Source organism: Streptomyces yangpuensis, from assembly GCF_001005295.1.
GTDB lineage: Bacteria > Actinomycetota > Actinomycetes > Streptomycetales > Streptomycetaceae > Streptomyces > Streptomyces yangpuensis.
In genome coordinates this window covers 454,771-475,482 of record NZ_LBMK01000002.1, presented here as the reverse complement: position 1 = coordinate 475,482, position 20,712 = coordinate 454,771, and the positions used below count along the sequence as shown (strand labels likewise).

The 20,712-nt window shown below is 72.1% G+C and carries 19 protein-coding genes and 1 pseudogene; 16 read left to right on the top strand and 4 right to left on the bottom strand.

Going from position 1 to position 20,712, the window contains the following annotated elements; genetic code table 11:
* The 8 genes and pseudogenes from AAT21_RS07565 to AAT21_RS07530 all read left to right on the top strand — a co-directional run.
* The coding region (locus AAT21_RS07565; protein WP_046775969.1) for an alpha/beta fold hydrolase at positions 1 to 2,638 on the top strand (2,638 nt) is incomplete at its 5' end.
* 125 nt (positions 2,639 to 2,763) lie between these two features.
* Entirely contained in the window at positions 2,764 to 2,973 is a 210-nt protein-coding gene (locus tag AAT21_RS07560; RefSeq protein ID WP_046775968.1) for an MbtH family protein, read from the top strand.
* Between the two features lie 34 nt (positions 2,974 to 3,007).
* On the top strand, positions 3,008 to 3,265 hold the full coding sequence (locus tag AAT21_RS07555) for an acyl carrier protein (protein ID WP_046775967.1): 258 nt from the start codon (positions 3,008 to 3,010) through the stop codon (positions 3,263 to 3,265).
* On the top strand, positions 3,262 to 4,530 hold the full coding sequence (locus AAT21_RS07550; protein ID WP_046775966.1) for a beta-ketoacyl-[acyl-carrier-protein] synthase family protein: 1,269 nt from the start codon (positions 3,262 to 3,264) through the stop codon (positions 4,528 to 4,530). The genes AAT21_RS07555 and AAT21_RS07550 overlap by 4 nt, the downstream gene beginning before the upstream one ends.
* Positions 4,527 to 5,600, top strand: a complete 1,074-nt coding sequence (locus tag AAT21_RS07545; protein WP_046775965.1) for a beta-ketoacyl synthase N-terminal-like domain-containing protein — start codon at positions 4,527 to 4,529, stop codon at positions 5,598 to 5,600. Before AAT21_RS07550 ends, AAT21_RS07545 begins: the two co-directional genes overlap by 4 nt.
* Positions 5,597 to 6,349, top strand: coding sequence for a 3-oxoacyl-[acyl-carrier-protein] reductase (gene fabG, locus AAT21_RS07540; RefSeq protein WP_046775964.1), 753 nt, complete (start codon positions 5,597 to 5,599; stop codon positions 6,347 to 6,349). The genes AAT21_RS07545 and fabG overlap by 4 nt, the downstream gene beginning before the upstream one ends.
* Positions 6,346 to 7,152, top strand: coding sequence for a 4'-phosphopantetheinyl transferase family protein (locus tag AAT21_RS07535; RefSeq protein ID WP_052757691.1), 807 nt, complete (start codon positions 6,346 to 6,348; stop codon positions 7,150 to 7,152). The genes fabG and AAT21_RS07535 overlap by 4 nt, the downstream gene beginning before the upstream one ends.
* Positions 7,149 to 8,093: pseudogene (locus tag AAT21_RS07530) on the top strand (hydroxyacid dehydrogenase); the annotation flags it as partial. The gene AAT21_RS07535 and the pseudogene AAT21_RS07530, both read left to right, overlap by 4 nt.
* 65 nt (positions 8,094 to 8,158) lie before the next feature.
* On the opposite strand, the gene AAT21_RS07525 reads toward AAT21_RS07530, so the two are convergent.
* A complete protein-coding gene (locus AAT21_RS07525) occupies positions 8,159 to 9,106 on the bottom strand; it encodes a LuxR C-terminal-related transcriptional regulator (protein ID WP_235438820.1) in 948 nt (315 codons plus the stop codon).
* Between the two features lie 140 nt (positions 9,107 to 9,246).
* Positions 9,247 to 9,486: a hypothetical protein gene (locus AAT21_RS37380; RefSeq protein ID WP_157879648.1), complete on the bottom strand. Its 240-nt coding sequence runs from the start codon at positions 9,484 to 9,486 to the stop codon at positions 9,247 to 9,249.
* A 276-nt stretch (positions 9,487 to 9,762) separates the two neighbouring features.
* Here AAT21_RS37380 and AAT21_RS07515 point away from each other — a divergent pair, with 276 nt between their 5' ends.
* The 6 genes from AAT21_RS07515 (at position 9,763) to AAT21_RS07490 (ending at position 17,192) form a co-directional block, all read left to right on the top strand.
* Positions 9,763 to 10,017: a hypothetical protein gene (locus AAT21_RS07515; protein WP_046775961.1), complete on the top strand. Its 255-nt coding sequence runs from the start codon at positions 9,763 to 9,765 to the stop codon at positions 10,015 to 10,017.
* 2 nt (positions 10,018 to 10,019) lie between these two features.
* A complete protein-coding gene (locus AAT21_RS07510) occupies positions 10,020 to 10,295 on the top strand; it encodes a chorismate mutase (RefSeq protein WP_046775960.1) in 276 nt (91 codons plus the stop codon).
* Positions 10,296 to 10,373: 78 nt separating this feature from the next.
* Positions 10,374 to 14,414 carry a non-ribosomal peptide synthetase gene (locus AAT21_RS07505; protein ID WP_052757689.1) on the top strand — a complete coding sequence of 1,347 codons (4,041 nt, stop codon included), beginning with the start codon at positions 10,374 to 10,376 and terminating at the stop codon, positions 14,412 to 14,414.
* Positions 14,396 to 15,172 carry an SDR family NAD(P)-dependent oxidoreductase gene (locus AAT21_RS07500; protein WP_046775959.1) on the top strand — a complete coding sequence of 259 codons (777 nt, stop codon included), beginning with the start codon at positions 14,396 to 14,398 and terminating at the stop codon, positions 15,170 to 15,172. Before AAT21_RS07505 ends, AAT21_RS07500 begins: the two co-directional genes overlap by 19 nt.
* Before the next feature lie 36 nt (positions 15,173 to 15,208).
* Positions 15,209 to 16,219, top strand: coding sequence for a 3-oxoacyl-ACP synthase III family protein (locus AAT21_RS07495; protein WP_046775958.1), 1,011 nt, complete (start codon positions 15,209 to 15,211; stop codon positions 16,217 to 16,219).
* A 10-nt stretch (positions 16,220 to 16,229) separates the two neighbouring features.
* The gene (locus AAT21_RS07490) at positions 16,230 to 17,192 is read left to right on the top strand and encodes a zinc-binding dehydrogenase (RefSeq protein ID WP_046775957.1); all 963 of its coding nucleotides are present in this window, start codon (positions 16,230 to 16,232) and stop codon (positions 17,190 to 17,192) included.
* Positions 17,193 to 17,229: 37 nt separating this feature from the next.
* Here the strand turns inward: AAT21_RS07490 and AAT21_RS35230 are convergent, their stop codons facing one another.
* Positions 17,230 to 18,036, bottom strand: coding sequence for a LuxR C-terminal-related transcriptional regulator (locus AAT21_RS35230; RefSeq protein ID WP_052757688.1), 807 nt, complete (start codon positions 18,034 to 18,036; stop codon positions 17,230 to 17,232).
* Between the two features lie 680 nt (positions 18,037 to 18,716).
* Between AAT21_RS35230 and AAT21_RS07480 the strand changes: the two genes are divergently transcribed.
* Together AAT21_RS07480 and purN are read left to right on the top strand one after the other, a co-directional pair.
* Positions 18,717 to 19,628 (top strand): MarR family winged helix-turn-helix transcriptional regulator, encoded by a 912-nt coding sequence (locus AAT21_RS07480; RefSeq protein WP_157879647.1) that lies wholly within the window; start codon positions 18,717 to 18,719, stop codon positions 19,626 to 19,628.
* Complete coding sequence (gene purN, locus AAT21_RS07475) at positions 19,625 to 20,248, top strand: phosphoribosylglycinamide formyltransferase (protein ID WP_046775955.1); 624 nt, start codon at positions 19,625 to 19,627, stop codon at positions 20,246 to 20,248. Before AAT21_RS07480 ends, purN begins: the two co-directional genes overlap by 4 nt.
* 55 nt (positions 20,249 to 20,303) lie before the next feature.
* Here the strand turns inward: purN and AAT21_RS07470 are convergent.
* On the bottom strand, positions 20,304 to 20,712 hold a 409-nt coding region (locus tag AAT21_RS07470), incomplete at its 5' end, for an AIR synthase-related protein (RefSeq protein WP_235438715.1).

Genomic DNA, 20,712 nt, shown 5'->3' with positions numbered 1-20,712 from the left:
CGACGCCGCCACCGCCGTCCACCACGGACGCCTCATCGCCTACCTCATCGGCACCACCGACAACCCCAGAACCGCACTCGCCGCCACCCTGCCCGAGTACATGCTGCCCAGCGCGTTCCTCACCCTGGACGCACTCCCCCTCACCCCCAACGGAAAAGTCGACCGCAAGGCCCTCCCCACGCCGGATCCGCAGACCCTCGCGACCGGTCCGGCGCGGCAGCCCCGTACCGACACCGAGCGCGCACTGTGCGCGGTGTTCGCGGACGTGCTCGGGCTGCCCTCCATCGGCATCGACGACAGCTTCTTCGACCTCGGCGGCGACAGCATCCGTTCCATCGAGGTGGTCGCCGGCGCCCGGCGGGCCGGACTGCGGGTCACGGCGGCCGATGTGTTCACCTACAAGTCGGTGGCCGCGCTGGCCGCCGCCGTCGGCGAGGCGGAGCCGGTCGAGATCGTCGGCACCGACGACGGCGTGGGCGAACTGGCGCCCACACCGGTCATGCTGCGGCTGCTCGAAGAGGGCGGCCCGGTCGACGCCTTCAACCAGTCCGTCGTCCTCACCACCCCCGCCGGCCTTGACCTGGAGCGGCTGATCGGAGCCCTCCAGCGGATCGTCGACCACCACGACGCCCTGCGGCTGCGGCTGACCGGACAGGGCGCGGGCGACTGCCGGCTCGTGATCGGCGAGCCCGGTACGGTCCGGGTCGCGCCCCTGGTGACCCGCATCGACGCCGGTCATCGCGCCTACGCGGACGAGACGCTGCTGCGGCGGGCCGTCGCCGCCCAGTCGGAGGCCGCCCGCAACCGGCTCGCCCCGCGCGACGGGGTCACGCTGCAGGCCGTGTGGATCGACCGCGGGGACAGCCGCCCCGGCCGGCTGGTCCTGATGCTGCACCACCTGGTGGTGGACGGCGTCTCCTGGCGCATCCTGCTGCCCGACCTGCTCAGCGCGTACGAGCGTCCCGGAACGGCACTCGACCCGGTCGGCACCTCGCTGCGTCACTGGTCGCAGCTGCTGCGCGGGCAGGCCGCGGAGCGCGGCGGAGAACTGCCCCACTGGAAGCAGCTGCTCTCCCGCGAGGAGCAGCCGGTCGGGGCGCGTGCGCTGGATCCGGCCCGGGACACCTACGCCACGGCCCGGACGCTGCGCGTGACCCTGCCGGCCGAGCACACCGGCCCGCTGCTGGAGCGCGGCCCCGCCGCCTTCCAGGCCGAGGTCAACGACGTGCTGCTCGCCGGCCTCGATCTCGCGGTCGCCGAATGGCGCGGCCGGAGCCTGCTCGTCGAGGTCGAGACCCACGGCCGCGAACAACTGCACGCGGGCGTCGACCTCTCCCGTACGGCCGGCTGGTTCACCAGCACCCACCCGGTGCTGCTGAGGGCCGCCGCACTCGATGCCGAGCAGTCGGTCAAGGAGATGCGCGAGCAGCTGGCGGCGCTGCCCGACCACGGCCTCGGCCACGGCATCCTGCGTCATCTCGGCGACGGGCCCGCTCCGCTGCCGGCGGTGAACCCGCAGCTCGGATTCAACTACCTGGGCCGTTTCGCGGCGGTGGAGTCGTACGACGGCGGGTGGGCGGCCGCGCCCGAGTCGCGGGAGGCGTTCGCGGCCACGTCCGGCGGCATGCCCATCGCCCATGCCATCGAGGTGGACGCCCTGGTCGAGGACGGCCCCGACGGGCCCGTCCTGGTCGCCAACTGGACATGGGCGGGACAGCTGTTGGAGCCGGACGACGCGGAGGCGCTGGCCGAGGGCTGGTTCCGCGCGCTGCGCACTCTGGCCGGGCGGGCCGGTGAACTCGCCGCGGGCGGCCCCTCCGGGGCCGGTGAGCGGCGGCCCTCGCTGCTCACCGAGGCCTTCGAGACCGTGCTGCCCATCCGGCCCGACGGCACCCGCGCACCGCTGTTCTTCCTGCACGGCGGCGTGGGTCTCAGCTGGCCCTATCTCGGGCTCGCCGAACACCTGGCCAACGAATTCCCCGTGTATGGATTCCAGGCGTCCGGAATCGTTTCGGAAGTGCCGCTTCCGTCATCGATCGCGGAAATGGCGGAGGAATACGTACGCAGAATTCTGGAAATTCAGCCGGTCGGGCCCTACTATGTTCTCGGCTGGTCCTTCGGCGGACTTCTCGCCCATGCGGCGGCCACCCGCCTCGAAGGTCTCGGACACCGCGTCGCGCTCCTCGCGAACCTCGACAGCTACCCGGTCCCCGAGCCGGACGGCATCCCGGACGACCGGGCACTGCTCGCGAAGATCCTTGAGTACTGCGGGTACGACGCGGCCGCGTTCGCCGGCGGCGAGCCCACGCTCTCCGAGGTCCTGTCCGTGTTCCGGCGGGACGCCAACCCGCTGGCCGGCCTCAGCGAGGAGCAGCTGGCCCGGCTGCTGCGGATCGTGCGCAACCACGCGGTCCTCAGTGCGGAGTTCACGCCGGACCGCTTCAGCGGGGACGTGCTCTTCGTGGCAGCCGCGCAGGGCACGGACGAGCGGTCCCCGACGGTCGCGGAATGGGAGCCGTACATCGGCGGCCGCATCTCCCACCACAGCGTCGCCTCCGACCACGACGGAATGATGCGGCCCGAACCGCAGCGGACGATCGGCCGAATCATCGCCGCGCACCTCGAATCACTGCGGTGAACGCGCGCGGGACGCGCTCGTACGGAATTCCGGCGAGCGCTCCCGGCGAATCCCCACGCCTCCCCACGGATCCCCCACACATCCCCCCACGACTTTCCCTGTATACACCCGGAGAAAGAGAAGCCATGAAGAACAACCCGTTCGACGACGAGAACGGCACCTTCCTGGTGCTGGCCAACGACGAGGGGCAGCACTGCATCTGGCCCGAGTTCGCCGCCGTCCCGGCCGGCTGGACCACCGTCCTTCCGGCCGGCCCCCGCGAGGCCGCGCTCGGCCACATCGAACGCACCTGGACCGACATGCGCCCCACGTCCCTGATCCGCACCGCGGCCTGAACACCAGGCCATCCAGATCCGAGAGGCAGCTGCCATGAACGTGAACACTCCCGTGGACGTCCCGGCCGTACGGGCCATCATCACCGACATCCTGGAGCTCGACGACGACGAGCTCACCGGCACCAGCCTGTTCATCGAGGACCACGGCGCGGACTCGCTGGGCGCCATCGAGATCCTCTCCCGCATCGAGAAGGAGCTCGGTGTGGTCATCCCGCAGGACGCCCTGGTCAAGCTGGTCCACCTGGACGCCGTCCTCGACGTGCTCGCCACCGCCGAGCGGCGTACGCCGTGAGCGCGGCCGGGATTCCGGCCGGCCCCGTCGCGGGGCCGCGCCGGGTCGTCCTCACCGGCTGCGGCGTGCTGTCCAGCATCGGCAACGGGGTCGCGGAGTTCACCACTGCCCTGCGGGCCGGCCGGGTCGGCACCGGGGACATCACCGTCTTCGACACCACCGGCTTCCCCAGCCGCCGCGGCCACCAGGTGCACGGCTTCGACGCCGCCACCGCACTGCACCGGGTGCGGCCCGAACACAGCGGCCGCGCCACGCAGTTCGCCGCCGCGGCCGCCCGGATGGCGCTCGACGACGCCGGCCTCGACGAGGCCTGGCTGCGCGAGCGGCGCGGCACCGTCGTCGTCGGCACCACCGACGGCGAGGTCGGCGAGCTCGACCTGCTCACCCGGTCGGCGCTCGCCATCGGGCTCGGCGCCTTCACCGGCGCGGCCCTGAGCAGGACCGCCACGGGCAGTCTCGCGCTCGGTGTCGTACGCGAACTCGGCCTGTCCGACGTGGAGTCCTCCACGATCGCCACCGCCTGCGCCGCCGGCAACTACGCGATCGGCGCAGGTTTCGACGCGGTCCGCAGCGGCCGCTCCGCATGGGCGCTCGTCGGCGGCGCGGACGCGCTGAACCGCAAGACCTTCGCGGGCTTCGCCCGGCTCGGCCTGGTCGCACCCGACGAGTGCCGTCCGTTCGACGCCGACCGCGTGGGCCTGCTCACCGGCGAGGGCGCGGGACTGCTGCTGCTCGAATCCGAGGAGTCGGCGCTCGCCCGCGGCGCGCACATCTACGCGGAGGTGCTCGGCTACGGCCTCAACTGCGACGCCTCGCACCCCACCACACCCGAGGAGAACAGCGTCGCCCGCTGTATCCGCCTGGCCCTGGAGAGCGCGTCCGTCAAACCGGACGAGGTCGACCTGATCTCCGCGCACGGCACCGGCACCCGAACCAACGACACCACCGAGATCGCGGCCATCCGCCAGGTGTACGGGGACGAGGTGCCCCGCACCGTCGGCGTCAAGGGGATGATCGGCCACACCATGGGAGCGGCCAGCGCCCTGGGCGCCATCGCCTCGGCGCTCGCCATCCGGCACGGGTTCATCCCGCCGACGGCCAACCACCGCAGCACCGACCCGGACTGCCCCGTCGACGTCGTCCCCAACGCCTCGGTGCCCGCCGACGTGCGCATCGTGCAGAACAACGGGCTGGCGTTCGGCGGCAACAACGCCGTCGTCCTGCTCGGCCGCCATGAAAGCCACCGAGGGGAGTCCGTCCGATGAGTACCGCGGTCATCACCGCATGGTCGGCCGTGTCGCCGTACGGCACGGGCCGTGCCCCGCTCGCCGCAGGGCTGCGCACCCGCACCGCGCCGCCCGAGTCCGCCGGGCCCGAGGAGTGGACGGCGCAGCCGGCCGCGACCGCCCGTGTCGTGCCCGGGTTCGAGGTCCGCGAGGCACTGGGGAAGGCCGGTACCCGGGGCATGGACCGGCTGACCGGGCTCGCCGCGGTGACCGTACGGGAGGTGCTGTCCGGGGAGCCCCCGGCCGGCGAGGACGGTGATCTCGGCACCGGGATCGTGCTCGGCACGGCCTCCGGCAGCATCCAGGGGTTCATGGAGTTCACCAAGGCCTCCCTCGAAGGGGAGCGTCCCATCGACGTGATGCCGTCGAGGATCCCCAACATGGCGATGAACAGGGCCGCCTCGGCCGGTGCGATACGCCATGCGCTCAAGGGCCCCAACACCACCGTCGCGGCCGGCCGGCTCTCCGGCCTCGTCGCCCTCGACCAGGCGTGCCGGCTGCTCGCCGACGGGCGTGCCGAGCGGATGCTGGCCGGGTCGGCCGAGGAGTTCTCGGCGACCCGCGCCCACCTCACGCGGGCGGCGCACGGCGACGGCGTGGTGCTGGGCGAGGGCTGCGTGATGGTCCTCCTGGAACACGGCGACACCGCGACCGGTGAACCGCTGGCCGAGGTGCTCGCGGTCCATCACCGGGTCGCGCCGCCGGGCGAGTTCACCGCGGCGCTCACGGCGGCCGTGCGCGCCGCGCTCGCGGAGGCGGGCGTCCCGTCCGGGACGGTCTGGGCGGCCGTGCCCGGAGAGGCCCCCGGCCCGGCGGGCGAGCAGGAGCGCCGGGTGCACGAGGAACTGTTCCCCGCGGATGTCCGCGCTCGCGCGGCGTCCGTCGCGCTGCTCGGCGAGACGGCCGCGGCCACCGGCGCGTACCAGCTCGCGGCGCTGCTGTCCGAGCCGGGTGAGCCGGGCCGCATCGCGCTCGTCACCGCCACGGATCCGGACGGTCCCGTGGGGTGCGCCGTACTGCGGCTGCTGACGGAAGGAGAGTCCGCGTGAGCGGCCAGGAGAACGCGGACTCCAGGCCCGTCGCCCTCATCAGCGGCGGCTCCCGCGGGATCGGCCGGGCTGTCGCCCTGCGCCTCGCACAGAACGGACACGACGTCTCCTTCTGCTTCCGCGGCGACGAGCAGGCCGCCGCGAACCTGGAGAAGGAGCTGGCCGGTCTCGGCGCCCGCGCACTGGCGCGGCGGGTCGACGTCACCGACGCGCAGTCCGTACGGGACTGGGTGGAGGCCACCGAGCAGGACTTGGGCCCGGTCTCGGTCGCCGTCACGTCGGCCGGCATCACCCGGGACAAGCCCCTGCTGCTGATGTCCGACAGCGACTGGCACGAGGTCGTGGACACCAACCTGGACGGCGTGTACCACGTCTGCCGGTCCGTGGTCTTCCCGATGATGAAACGCCGGGGCGGCAGCATCGTGACCGTCGCCTCGGTGTCCGGTCTGTACGGCAACGCGGGCCAGACCAACTACGCCGCCTCCAAGGCCGGGATCATCGCGTTCTCGCGTTCCCTCGCGAAGGAGGTGGGCCGGCGCGGGATCCGCGTCAACGCGGTGGCTCCGGGCCTGATCGACACCGACATGTCGGCGGTGCTCGACGACGAGGTCAGGAAGCAGGTCACCGAGCGCACGGCCCTGGGCCGGACCGGGCTCGCGGCGGAGGTCGCCGAGGCCGTGGCCTTCCTGGCCTCGGCGCGGGCCTCGTACGTCACCGGCGCCGTGCTGCCCGTGGACGGCGGGCTGTGACGGCCGGTGCCGCGCAGGCCGTACCGGCGCTGCGGCCCGGTGCGTGCCAGCTGTGGTGGGCGTCGGCCGGTGACGCCCACCCTCGGCTGGGCGGGCTCCTCGACAAGGGTGAGCGGGCCCGCGCCGACCGGCTGCGACGGCCGGCCGACCGGGCGCTCCACCTCACCGCGCACGCGCTCGCCCGGACCGTGGCCGCCGCTCAACTGGGCATACCGGCCGAGTCGTTGCCGCTGACCGCCGTGTGCAAGCGCTGCGGCGGCCCGCACGGGAAACCCCAGCCGCCGCTGCCGGTCAGGCTCTCCTGGTCGCACTCCGGCGAGCGGGTGGTGGTCGCCCTCTCCCTCGGCACCGAGATCGGTGTGGACGTGGAGCGGATCGCGCCGTTCGCGCCGGAGACCGCGGAAAGGGTTCTCTGCGCACCGGAGCGCACCGTCCTCGCGGCGCTGCCCGCGGTGCGGCGCCCCGAGGGCTTCGTGCGCTACTGGACGCGCAAGGAGGCCCTGCTCAAGGCGACCGGTGACGGGCTCGCCGTGGCCCCGGAGCTCCTGCACCTCACGCCGCCCGACGCCCCGCCCCGGCTGCTGTCCTGGTCGGGGCCCGACCGCCCCCGGCTGCCCCTGCACCTGTACGACCTGGACGCGGGTACCGGTTACCTGGCCGCTCTCGCCGCCTCCGGTGCCCCGGTGCGCCCGACACAGCACGACGGGTCCGCCCTGCTGGCCGCGGTCGGCGCGCCGACGGCCGTACCCGGAACACCAGGCCACCCCACCCTTCCCGTCGCTGAAAGGCCCCTCGCCTCATGAGTCAGTACGTCGCCCTCATCGCCGACGCGCTCAGCGCGCAGGCCACGGAGGTCCTCACACGGGACGCCGCCACCGAGGTGCGGCACGTCGACGGCACCGACCGGCCGGCGCTGCTCGCCGCCCTCGCCGAGGCCGATGCCGTCCTGGTGCGCTCCGCCACCCGTATCGATGCCGAGGCCCTCGCCGCGGCGCCACGGCTCAAGGTCGTCGCCCGGGCCGGGGTCGGCCTCGACAACGTGGACGTGCCCGCGGCCACCGCCGCCGGGGTCCTCGTCGCCAACGCCCCCGCGTCCAATGTCGTCAGCGCCGCCGAGCACGCCATCACGCTGCTCCTGTCCCTCGCCCGCCACGTCCCGCAGGCGCACGCCGCGCTCAAGGACGGCCGCTGGGCGCGCGGCGCCTACACGGGTGTGGAGCTGGCGGGCAAGACGCTCGGCGTCCTCGGCCTCGGCCGGATCGGCTCGCTGGTGGCGCGCCGGCTCGCCGCGTTCGACATGGAGGTGATCGCGTACGACCCGTACGCGCAGGAGGCACACGCCCGCGGCCTCGGCGTGCGCCTGACCGGCCTCGACGAGGTCCTGGCCCGGTCCCAGTTCCTCACGGTCCATCTGCCGCTGGACGAGCGGACCTCCGGACTGATCGGCTTCGACGCCTTCCGGCGTGTCCGCCCCGACCTGCGCCTCGTGAACGCGGCGCGCGGCGGCATCGTCGACGAGCAGGAGCTGTACGCGGCACTCAAGGAGGGCCGGATCGCGGGCGCCGCCCTGGACGTGTACGCGCAGGAGCCCTGCACGGACTCCCCGCTGTTCGAGCTGGAGAACGTGATCGCGACACCTCACCTGGGCGCGAGCACTCCCGAGGCGCAGGAGCGGGCCGGCACCCAGGCCGCCGAGTCCGTGCTGCTCGCGCTCACGGGGATGCCCGTACCCGATGCGGTCAACGCGCCGCGCGAGACCCCCGCGCACGCGCGGTGAGGCCGGGGAGCGGCGTGGCGCGCAGGGCGGGGTCAGTCGTTCCCGGGTTCTTCGCCGGTCTCCGCGCCGGGCCCGAGCCAGCCGCGCTCCATCGCCAGCGCCCCCGCCTGGTAGCGGCTGCGTGCACCGAGACGGGCCATCAGGTCGGCGGTGATCCGGCGGCCCGTACGCACCGATACGCCGAGCTTGCGGGCGACGACATCATCGGTGTGCCCCTCGAAGAGCAGATCGAGAACGGCCCGCTCCTGCCCGGTGAGCCCGTCCGGCTGCGCCGTCGCCGCCCTGCTCCCGCCGAGCGGCTGCGCCTGCTCCCAGGTCTGCTGGAAGAGCGAGACCAGGGCGGTGACGACACCGGCACCCCGCAGGATCAGCACCCCGCGGGCGGCCGCCTCGGGGTCGATGGGCACGATGGCGGCACGGCGATCGAAGATGATCATCCGCGGCGGCAGCTGGGGCAGCACGCGCACCTCGCCGCCGATGTCGTGCAGCCAGCGTGCGTAGCCGAGCGTCGCGGGGTCGTTGCGCACCGAGTCCAGGTAGATGTAGCGCACCTGCACACCGCGCTCGACTGCGGCCTGGTCGAGGGGCCGGGCGGCCTCGAGGGACGCCTCCGTCTGGGCGCCACCCGGCGCGAACACCTCGACGCTGCTCTCCGCCCCGTGCGCCAGCCGCTCGATCTGGGAGTTGATGGCGTCGAGTCCGGTGTACCGGCGGACCTCGTCGGTCTGCGCCTCCTGGTCCTCACCGTACTCGCTGAGCACCTGAGTGATGGCCAGCCGGGTGGCGGCGACGGCCTGCTGGCGCTGGGCCAGCTCCTGCTCCTGACGCTGCAGGAGGCCGGCGAGCCCGAACTCGGGGTTGACCAGGCGGACCTTGCCCAGCTCCTCGCAGGAGTTCCGTACGAGCGTGAGTTCGGCGAGTGCGTCCAGGGTGGCCTTGGCGCGGTCGACGGGCCAGCCGAGCCCTTCCGCGATTTCCACGACACCGGCCCTGGGCCGCTTCAGCAGAATGCGGTATACGGCCTCTGCATCCGCATCAAGACCCAGTTGTCCCATTTAGCAACTCCCCCCAGAGTCCCCCATCGACCGCACAAAACCGCAGCCCAGTCCCCTTGACTATCTCAGACCCGTTCGATCGCGAGCAACGTTACTCGGTGGTATACGAGCTGGTTCACAGCAAATTCGCGGAGGCGCGACCCATGTTTATCGTAACGGCCACCGTGCCCGCCGGAGCGCTTCCCGGCGAGCCCGCACTCGACGTTCACATTCGGCAACTCGCCCTCCCAGAGGATCATTTGGAACACGTCCACATATTCCGCGCGCCCGACGGCGGCGCGCGCCTGACGTTCTTCCTCGGCCATCCCGACAGCAAGGGCACCGAGGCGGCGGCGGTCCGCCTCATGGCCCGCGCACTGCCGGCGACGGCCGGCACGGAACTCGGCTGGGCCCCGGCCACCTCGCTCCTCAGCACCCTGGAAGAGCTCGGGGCAGGCGCCCGGAGCCGCCCTCATGTCAGGGAGTTGCCATCACAGGACCCTGACAATCGGTAGTGCTGACGGGACGCGCGGTGAGTGTGAGACTCGATCTGTCCGAGAACGGGCTCCACACCGAAGTGAAAATTCCAGGGGGAACACAGAATGCGCGCCACCGTCCACCACCGCGGCCAGGGCAACCACACCATCGTCAAGCCCGCCGCCCTCAGGGTCGCCACCGTCGCCCTGGCCCTCTTCGCCGCGACCGTGCCGGCGTCGGCGGCCATGGCCTCGGAAGCCTCCCCGGGCCCGGGCAGCACCACCGCGGCGACGGCGAGGACCATCGCGGAGACGGCGAAGGAGAACCCCTCGGCGGTCGCGGACCTGCTGAGGCCCCTCGGCCACACCTGGGGCAACTGATCATGGCGCACGCCGAACCGACCGCACTCGCGGACGTCGCCGCGATGCGCGCCGGCCTCAACGTCGTGGACGCCGAGATCCGCGCCCTGCTGGAGCGCCGCCGCGCGCTCTCGCGTGAAGTCCAGCGCGCCCGCCTGTCCAGCGGCGGGACCCGCACCGACCTCGCCCGCGAGATGCACGTCATCGCCCCGTACACGGAGGCGTACGGCCGGCAGGGAACGGCCATCGCGATGGCCGTGCTGGAGATCTGCCGCGGCGCGAGCGTCCCTGCCCCGTAGCCGTACGGGTTCCTCACCCAGCAGTACCGAACAGGAGGGCCGGGTCTCCCGGCCCTCCTCCCACGAGAGGGCTCAGCCGTGCCCGGTTCACCCGTCGACCTCCCGCCCAGGCTTCCCCTCACCGAGGGCCAGGCCGGAATCTGGTACGGCCAGCGGCTGGACGATTCCCGGCTCGCCTACTCCTACGCCGAATTCCTCGACATCCGGGGTCCGTTGATCCCCGAGCTGCTCCAGGAAGCGGTCCGCCGGGTCGTCATCGAGGCGGAAGCGCTGCGCGCCTCCTTCGGCGAGGACGCGGAGGGCCCGTGGCAACGGGTGGAGCCCCGGCCGGATCCCCACGTGCCGCTCGTCGACTTCACCGGCCGGGCGGAGCCGTGGGAAGCGGCGCACGACTGGATGCGCACGCGCATCGGCTCCCCGCTCGACCCCGCCGCGGGAGACGTCCAGCGCCAGGCGGTTCTTCGCCTGGCGCCGGAGAGACACCTGTGGTTCTGGCAGTTGCACCACATCGTCTGCGACGGCGTGGGCTCACAGCTCCTCGTCCACCGTGCCGCGGAGGTCTACGGTGCGCTGACCGCCGGCCGGACACCGTCCGCCACGCCCTTCGGACGCCTGGCCTCCCTCGTCGAGGAGGACCGCCGCTACCGCGCCTCGACCGGCTTCCAGGACGACCGTCGTTACTGGCGCGGCGAGTTCGCGGACATCGAGCACGTGCCGGGCTTCACCGACGCGTCCATGGCTCCGACGGGCGTCGCACTCAGGGAAACCTGGTGCGCGGACACCGAACTCAGAAACCTTCTCGACGACTTCGCCGGCACCCACGGCGTGAAGTGGTCGCACGCGGTGATCGCCGCGTTCGCCGCGTACGTCAGCCGGATCACGGGTTCACCCGACGCCGTGCTGGGGCTTCCGGTGTCGAACCGCCGCACGGACGCGGCGGCGAGGACTCCGGGCATGGTCTCCAACATCATCCCGCTGCGCGTGCGCGGCGCTCACTCGGGCAGCTTCCTCGCACTGCTGGAGCGCGTCTCCCGGAAGCTGGACGAGACGCGCGCTCACCGGCGGTACCGGTTCGAGGACATCCGGCGCGGCCTGCGCACGCTGCGGGGAAGCGCCCGCGTCTTCGGCCCCACGGCGAACGTCCTGTCGCTCGACGCGGAGCCGTCGTTCGGCGGGTGCTCCGCACAGCACCGCAACCTCGCACCGGGCCCGATCGAGGACTTCATGCTGGGCGTGTACGCGACGCCCCGGCGCCTGACGTTCACGATCGACGCCAACCCGGGCCTCTACACCGCCGGGGAGCTCGGCGATCACCGGGCGCGGTTCGAGGCGTTCCTGCGGCAGGTTCTCGCACGGGCCGGCCGTCCGCTCGGTGAGATCGACGTGCTCAGCGACGAGGAGCGGCGCGCGTTCCTGGAGGTGCGCCCGCGGCAGCGCACGGACGAGGGGTTCGGCACCCTCGTGGACGCCTTCGAGGCGCAGGCGGGCCGGACGCCGGACGTGGTCGCCGTGACGTGCGGGACGTCGGCCCTGTCGTACGGAGAGCTGAACGCGCGGGCCAACCGACTGGCGCGGCTGCTCGTGCGGCACGGCTGCGGGCCGGAGCGTCTGGTGGCGCTCTGCCTGCCGCCGTCCGTCGATCTCGTGGTGGCGCTCCTGGCGGTCCTCAAATCAGGCGCCGCGTACCTTCCCGTCGACCCGGAGTACCCGCCGGACCGGATCGATTCCCTGCTCGCGGACGCGGAGCCATGCCTGCTGCTCGGCACGGAGCGCGGGACGCCACGGCCGCCCGACCCGGACCTGGTCACCGTGGAGATCGACGGCACGGACACCCGGGCGCACCTGGCCGCTCTCCCCCAGGACGATCTGCGCCCCGAGGAACGCACCTGCCCCCTCACACGGGACAACGCCGCCTACGTCATCTACACCTCGGGTTCCACGGGGCGTCCCAAGGGCGTGGTCGTCCCGCACAGGAACGTGCTCGGCCTCTTCTCGGCGGCCCGGGAACTGTTCGACTTCCGTGCGGGCGACGTATGGGCCATGGCCCACTCCTTCTCCTTCGACTTCTCCGTCTGGGAGCTGTGGGGACCCCTGCTGCACGGCGGACGGCTCGTCCTGGTCCCCCCGGCCACGCGCCGCGCGCCGGACCGATTCCTCCGGCTCCTGGTGGAGGAAGGCGTCACCGTGCTGAACCAGACGCCTTCGGCGTTCCAGCAGCTGCTGGAGGCGTACCGGGACGATCCGCGGCTCGGCCGGAAGCTGGGCCTGCGCCACATCGTCTTCGGCGGTGAGGCCCTCGACGTCCGGCGGCTCGAAGAGTGGCACGCCCTGCACCCCGGCGACGCCCCGGCGCTGGTCAACATGTACGGGATCACGGAGGCCACGGTCCACGCGAGCCATCTCGCACTCGACGGGTCCCCTCCCGCCGCCGGGGGCGGGAGTCCGATCGGACGGAGCCTGCCGGGCCTCGCGCTCTACGTCCTCGACGCGGAACTGCGGCCCGTCCCGCCCGGTGTGACGGGTGAGATCTACGTGGCCGGCGAGCAGACGGCCCGCGGGTACCTGAACCGGCCGGCCCTCACCGCCGTACGCTTCGTCCCCGACCCGTTCGGCCCGCCCGGCTCCGTCATGTACCGGTCCGGAGACCTGGCCCGCCGGACCGCCCGGGGTCTCCTCCGGTACGAGGGCCGCGCGGACGACCAGGTGAAGATCCGCGGGCACAGGATCGAACCGGGGGAGGTCGAGGCCGAGCTGCGGGCCGCCCCGGGCGTCGAGAGCTGCTGTGCCGTCGTACGCCAGGACGCGGTCGGCGACAGCGTCCTGGCCGCGTACGTCGTGCCCTCGGATCCGTCGGGCCTCGATACGGCCGGCCTGCGCCGTCGCCTCGCGCGCCGGCTGCCCGCCCACATGGTGCCGGCCACCGTGACGGCGATCGACCGGATCCCCCTCACTCCCCACGGAAAGCTCGACCGGCGCGCCCTGCCGGATCCGGTGACGGCCCCCGGTCCGGACGCCACGGCCGCGTCGACCCCCGCCGAACAGGAGGTCGTCGACGCCTTCCGGCACGCCCTCGGGGTGGGCGGGGTCTCCCCCGGGGACGACTTCTTCGACCTGGGCGGAGACTCCTTCAAAGCGGTGCGTCTGGCGCGCCGCCTCGGCCGGGGCACCGAGGTCCTCGACGTGTTCCAGTACCCCACGCCGGAGAGCCTGGCCCTCCGTATCCGGGAGATCCGCGAGACGCACGAGACGCACGAGACGCGTGGGACGCACGGGACCCGCGACATCCCCGGCGGCGAGGCCACCGCCGGACGGCGGCGCATCCTGCGGCGCCTGGCCGCCGGCGCGGAGGGCCCACAGGGCGCGGACGTCACGCTGGTCTGCATCCCCTACGGAGGCGGCACCGCGGCGGCCTACCACCGCCTTGCCACCGAGCTGGCACCCGGGATCGAGACCTGGAGCGCCGCACTGCCCGGACACGACCCGACCCGGCCTCAGGAACCCCTGCTGTCCCTGGACGAGACCGCCGGCCTGATCGCCGCGGAGATCAGCGGCTCCCTCGGCGGCCCCTTCGCCCTGTACGGCCACTGCGCCGGTTCGGCTCTCGCGCTGGCGGTCGCGCAGCGACTGGAGCGGCAGGGGCGGGAGCCGGCCGCCCTGTACATCGGTGCGGCCCTGCCCGCCGCAGCGCCCGCGCGCGAACTGGAGCACGCCCGGGCCTGGTCCGCAGACGCCCTGTACGCGTACATGAAGTCCCTCGGCGGATTCGACGGGGCGCTGGAGGAATCCGACCTGCAGACCGTCCTGAAGGTGATCCGGCACGACATGACGCAAGGCCTGCATTTCCAGCTCGCAGCGGAGAAGGACCGTCACCCGCCCCTGGCCACCCCGCTCGTTCTGGTCATCGGTGATGCCGACAGCGCCACGCAGGGTTACGAGCAGGCACACCTGAACTGGAAGCGCTACGCGACCCACGTCGAGCTGGCCGAGATCCGCGGGGGCGGGCACTATTTCGTCGCCCATCAGCCCCGCGCACTCGCCTCGATCATCGCCGGACGCATCGGCGTGTCCGGACGTGCCGGCACCGCGGATGAGGAGGACCGATGCCACCCGCCACGGTAGCCCTGATCACCGGCGGCACCTCAGGACTCGGGCTCGCCGTCGCCGAGCGGCTCATGGCCTCCGGCGTCCTTCCGGTCGTCTTCGGCCGGAGCGGGGAACGCGGCCGGTCCGCGCTGAGGACCCTGGGCGGCTCGGCGGTGTTCGTGCGCGGCGACGTGGCAAGCGAGTCGGAGGTGGCCGCAGCCGTGGACGCCGCGACGCGGTGCGGCTCCCTCCGCATCGTCGTGAACTGTGCCGGCGTGCCCCACGCGGCAAGGGTGGTCGGCCGGTCGGGACCGCACTCCCTGGGGCGGTTCACGGAGGTCGTCACGGCCAACCTCGTGGGCACCTTCAACGTCGTACGCCTGGCCGCCGAGCGCATGGCCGCGAACCCGCCGGTGGAACAGGAGCGCGGCGTCATCATCAACACGGCCTCCCTGGCGGCCTTCGACGGGCAGGTCGGACAGGCGGCCTACGCGGCATCCAAGGGCGGGATCGTCTCCATGACGCTCCCCCTGGCCCGCGAGCTGGCCACTTCGCTGATCCGGGTCGTCACCGTCGCACCGGGGTTCTTCACGACACCTGCGGTCGCCGCGGTGCCCCCGGAGGCCCGCGGAGCCTTGGACCGCGATCTCGTCCATCCACAGCGGTGGGGAAATCCCGCCGAGTTCGCCGGGCTCGTCGCCCACATCATCGAAAACCAGATGATCAACGGAGAGACGATCCGCCTCGACGGCGCGGTGCGCATGTCTCCCGGCCTACGGCGTCCTGGCTCGTGAAACCGCAGAATCCGATACGGGGGAAGTGAAGCCATCATGAACGGGTCTGTCGGCATACGCTCCATAGGCGTGTGCGTTCCCGAGAACGAGGTCACCAACGCACAGCTCGTCGAGCGCTTCGACACCAGCGACGCCTGGATGCGCGAGCGGCTCGGTATCGTCAGCCGCCGCGTGGCCGGGCCCGACGAGTTCACCTCGGACCTCGCCCTCGGCGCGTTCGAGGACGCGTGCAAGCGGGCCGGTGTGGAACCGGGCAGCATCGATCTCCTGATCTGCTGCACCTCCACCCCCGATCACATGATCCCGGCCGTGGCCGCGATGATCCTGCGCAAGGCGCAGATCCACGGCGTTCCCGGATTCGACGTGAACGCGGGCGGCTGCGCCGGCGGCCTCTTCGCCCTGGACGTCGGTCACAAGTACATGCTGTCGGGACAGTACGGCCGCGTGGCCGTCGTCGTCGCCGACACCGTGGCCCAGCTGAACGACCCGGACGACCGGACACAGCACGCGATCTTCGGGGACGGCGCCGCGTGCTACCTCCTGGAGCGCTGCTCGGACAGTCCGGGGATCGGCCGGACGCTCCTGGGGACGGACCCGGACCGCTACTACACGGCTCTCATCGAACGCCTGCCCGGCGAAGGGCAGTTGAACCGATTCAGCGGAGCGAACGTGACGCGCATGGACGGCAGAGGGGTCAAGGACTTCGCCCTCTCCGTCGTTCCCGGCCTCGTGGACAAGGTGATCGAATCGGCGGACGTCACCCTTGACGACGTCAAACTGATCGTCACCCATCAGGCGAACCCCACCCTCGTCAGGCAGTTGATCGAGCTTCTCGGCCAACCGGGCGACAAGGCCGTCATCGTGGCCGACAGACTGGGCAACACCAGCGGCTCCAGCGTGGTGATCGCGCTCGCCGAAGCCGAGCGAACGGGCAGGCTCAGCCCCGGCGATGCCGTTCTCCTGCTCGGCTTCGGCGCCGGAATGAGCTACGGAGGAACCGTCGTCCACTGGTGCGGCAGCGAGAACTTCCCGCAGCGGGAGTGGTGAGCGCCCCCTCATGTTCGCCGCCTATGCCGCCGAGATCGGACTGCGTCGGCCCCTGCAGGGACTGCGGGTGGGGGAACGCCCCGCTCCGCGGGCCCGTCCGGGATGGAGCCGCGTCAGCGTCAGGGCCGCCTCCCTCAACCACCACGACGTGTGGTCACTGCGCGGAGTCGGGCTCTCCCCGGAGCGGCTCCCCATGATCCTCGGTACGGACGCCGCAGGCGTCGACGAGGACGGCAACGAGGTCGTCCTGCACCCGGTGGTCGGACTGACCGGCCACGGGCTCGCCCCCGGGGAATCCCGCTCGATCCTCACCGAGAAGTACCAGGGCACCTTCGCCGAGCAGGTGCTCGTACCCACGGCGAACCTCGTGCCCAAGCCGCCGGCCCTCTCCTTCGCGCAGGCCGCCTGCCTGCCGACGGCCTGGCTGACCGCGTACCGCATGCTCTTCACCAAGGCCGGCGTGCGCCCTGGCGGCTCGGTCCTCGTCCAGGGAGCCGGGGGCGGAGTGGCCACCGCCGCGATCGTGCTCGGCACGGCGGCCGGACTGCGCGTCTTCGCCACCAGCCGGGACGGAGGCAAGCGCGAGCGGGCGGTGCGGCTCGGCGCCGTCGCGGCGCTGGGCCCGGGCGAACGACTGCCGCAGCGCGTGGACGCGGTGATCGAGACCGTCGGCGCCGCCACCTGGTCCCACTCGGTGCAGTCGCTGCGACGGGGCGGCACGCTGGTCGTCTCGGGCGCCACGAGCGGGGACCGGCCCACGCGGGCGGAGCTCACCCGCATCTTCTGCCGGGAACTCACCGTCGTCGGTTCGACCATCGCGACCAAGGAGGAACTCACAGCCCTGCTGTCCTTCTGCGTCACCACCGGCGTACGCCCGACCATCGACAGAACCCTGCCCCTCGAACGCGCCCACGAGGGCTTCGCCCGCATGGAATCCGGCGAGCACTTCGGCAAGATCGTCTTCACCCTCTGAGCCGCTGCGGGAGCCAAGGGGCGCGAGCCCCCGGGTGTCACGGCGCCGGGGGCGGACTCTCCCGGGACGGCGGGGCCGCGGGGCCGCGCGCGTCGCCGCCCTCCTCGGCGAGCAGGCCCGAGCCGGCGAGCAAGTAGCCCAGCTGCGCACGGCTGTTGCTGCCGAACCGCTCCGCCACCTTGCGGATGTGGGACACGACCGTACGGCGGCTCAGACCGATCCGGCGGGCGATGCGCTCGTCGGTCTCGCCCTCCACCATGGCCCGCAGGATCGTCCGCTGGAGGTCGTCGAGGAACGGGCGGTCCTCCTGGCGGGACGCCGACGGCTCCACCGGTTCGGCCCGCGCCCAGGAGCGTTCGAACATCGCCCTGAGGTACCGCACCAGGTCCGGGTGTTTGGCGATCATCATCGCGTGCCCCCCGTCCTCCCCGGCCTGGAGGAACGCCACGTCCCGGTCGCAGACGAGCAGCTGGTCGGGCGTCTCCGCCAGGGTGCGGACCTCTGCGCCGTGGCCGAGGAGCCGTTCGATGTGGGCCAGCGTCGGTTTGTGGCTCCGCGCCGAGTGCTGGTAGAGCGTGCGCTGACGCACGCCCCGCTCCAGCAGCGGCAGGCTCAGCCCGAGGCCCCGGTGCAGCAGCCGGACCGGCAGGCCGCCGCCCGGCTGGGAGACGAGCAGCTCCTCGGCGCAGGTCTTCACGGCGGCCTGGAGCGCGTGGTGAATGGCGCGTTCGCCGTAGATGACGGTGAGGGTCTCCTCGCCCCGGCTCCTGGCATCGGAGTAGACCGCGTCGTAGGACGCCATGGCCGCGCGGATGCGTGCCGCCTCTCGTCGCAGCCGGGACATCTCCTCCTCCACCGGCCGGAGGGCCGCCTCGGCGGCGACCGGCGGCGGAACCGCGTACGCCGGGCCGCCCTCCTGTCCCGACGTTATGAGCAGGTGAAGTTTTCGCAGGCAATCGGGTACGTCATCAATGAAGTTGTCCTTTTCAACTACCGCTTGCCGGTACAGCTCCCTGGCCCAATCGCAGGGCGCCGGTGGATTGGCTTCGCCGCAATGGGTGGCCGCCTCGCACTTTTGATGCCGCTTCACAGAAGTGAAATGTAACATCAGGCAACTGCCCTCGATGGCCTTGCACATGGCGGTCGGGTAAGGATGGAGAACGAGGATCGCCGTGCGGGGGGACGGGGTCGTCTTGCCATACCCTCGCCCGATCTGTGCACCGATTCACGTTCACGTCGCAGGGCAGGTGGCTCCATGCACACATCTCTTTTCGGCCACACCTGGCGCCGTGTTGACGTACCGGTCGCCGGATCGCTCTGACAGCGGAGCGCACCCGCGGGTGGCCGCTGCAACCGGCTGCCGATCTTCGACAGATGGCGCGCCGGGGGCGCTTCCCCGGCGTGCGGCTCGTATGCGGTTCGCCGCTGAAATCTGAACAACGGGGGAGCGAAGTGGGCGATATCGTCCGACTTCAGGTAGGAACAAATGTGGACATACCGGTATCGGTTTCCGTGCAGCCGGGCATGTCCGTCATCTCACTGCTGGCAGACACATTCGGGATGCCCCAGGGTGTGCCGGTGAACCTGCGCAGGTCGCTCAGGGCGGTGAGCCCGGGCTACCTGTCCGACGCGGCGGGAACCCTGACTTCGACGGGTTCCTTCCACATCCCGTCCCTGCTCTGGATGCGCGGGGATGCGGACGGCGAAAGTATTCGCCACGAGACACAGCGAATTGCCGAAACGGCGCCGGAGGCGCTACTGGCCGACATCGGCGGAATGTACGACGGAAAGGTGCCACTTATATGGCGCAAAGTCATCGACAGTCCCTCCACATTCCTCCTCGCGTACGCCGCCATGGCCCGCGCGGCGTGGGAACAGCTGTCCGGAACCTGGCAGCGGAGTAAACCACTCCTCGAAAGGGAGATCGGGCGCATCGGCGTGGCATCCGTCACCGGAGCCATGGCATCCGTTCTGGCCGATCTCAGCCCCAGGATCTCCTTCGCGGACGGGAACCTCGTCCTCCCCGCCAATACGCCGTTGGCCGCGCCCGTCGTACTCCGGCGCCTGACGCTCACGCCCCTCGTCTCGGGCACCCGCGCCTGCGTCGCCCGTGTCGACGCGGACGGCCACGCCCACATCGGATACCCGCTGGCCGGCCTGGCCAGGCTGCTCCGAAGGACCGACGGCGAGGAGCGCGCCCCGTCCGACCCGCTGGCCCTGACGCTCGGTGAACTGCGGGCCGTCATCCTGCGCAAGGGCACCCAGTCCGTGTCCATGGGGACGCTCGCCGACCTGCTGCACTGCACCGCCGGCACGGTGACCTACCACTGCCGGCAGCTGGAGCAGGCCGGGCTGCTCTGCCGCGAGCGGCAGGGACGCGAGGTGCGGATCTGCCGCACCCTGCGCGGAGACGCACTGGTGGACGCCCTGTCATGACACCTCACCTTGCCACCCGCCTGGTCGTCCTCGTCTCCGGCGGCGGTACGAACCTGCAAGCCCTCCTCGACGCCTCGGCCCGCGACCCGGAGGAGTTCGGCGCGACCGTCGTCGCCGTCGGCGCCGACCGGCCCGGTGTCGCCGGCTTGGAGCGTGCCGAACGGGCCGGGGTGCCGACCTTCGTCTGCCAGGTGCGGGACCACACCTCCCGGGAGGTGTGGGACGCCGCGCTCGCCGACCACGTCGCCGCGTACGAGCCCGACCTCGTCGTCTCGGCCGGCTTTATGAAGATCCTCGGAAAGGAGTTCCTGACCCGGTTCGGCGGCCGGGTCGTCAACACCCATCCCGCCCTGCTGCCGAGCTTCCCGGGCGCCCACGGAGTGCGCGACGCACTCGCGTACGGCGTCAAGGTCACCGGCTGCACGGTCCACTTCGTGGACGAGGGCGTCGACACCGGCCCCGTCATCGCCCAGGGCGTGGTCGACGTCCGGGACGAGGACGACGAGGCCCTCCTGCACGAGCGGATCAAGGAAGTCGAACGCACCCTGCTGGTCGACGTCGTCGGGCGCCTCGCCCGGCACGGACACCGCCTGGCAGGACGCAGGGTCCTCATTCCCTGAGCGGTGCCCGGGCTGTGACCGTCTCCCCACCGTGGGAGACGGTCACAGCCCACTTTCAGTTCACGAGACCCGGGATGGTGGTTTCGTGTGCGGTGCGCAGGTCGTTCAGGGGGATGGTGAACTGGTTCCGGATGTCGATGGTGTGGCCGTCGACAACGCCGATGCGGGTGGCGGGCAGGCCGCGCGCGCCGCACATGTCGGTGAAGCGGAGCTCCTCGCCGCGGGGGACGGCGACGACGGCGCGGCCGGCTGATTCGGAGAAGAGGAAGGTGAAGGCGTCGAGGGTGTCGGGGACGATGAGGCGGGCGCCGGTGTTGCCGCGCAGGCAGGACTCGGTGATGGCCTGGATCAGTCCGCCGTCGGACAGGTCGTGTGCGGCATCGATCATGCCGTCGCGGGAGGCGGAGATCAGGATCTCGGCCAGCAGCTTCTCGCGGCCCAGGTCCACCTTGGGCGGCATGCCG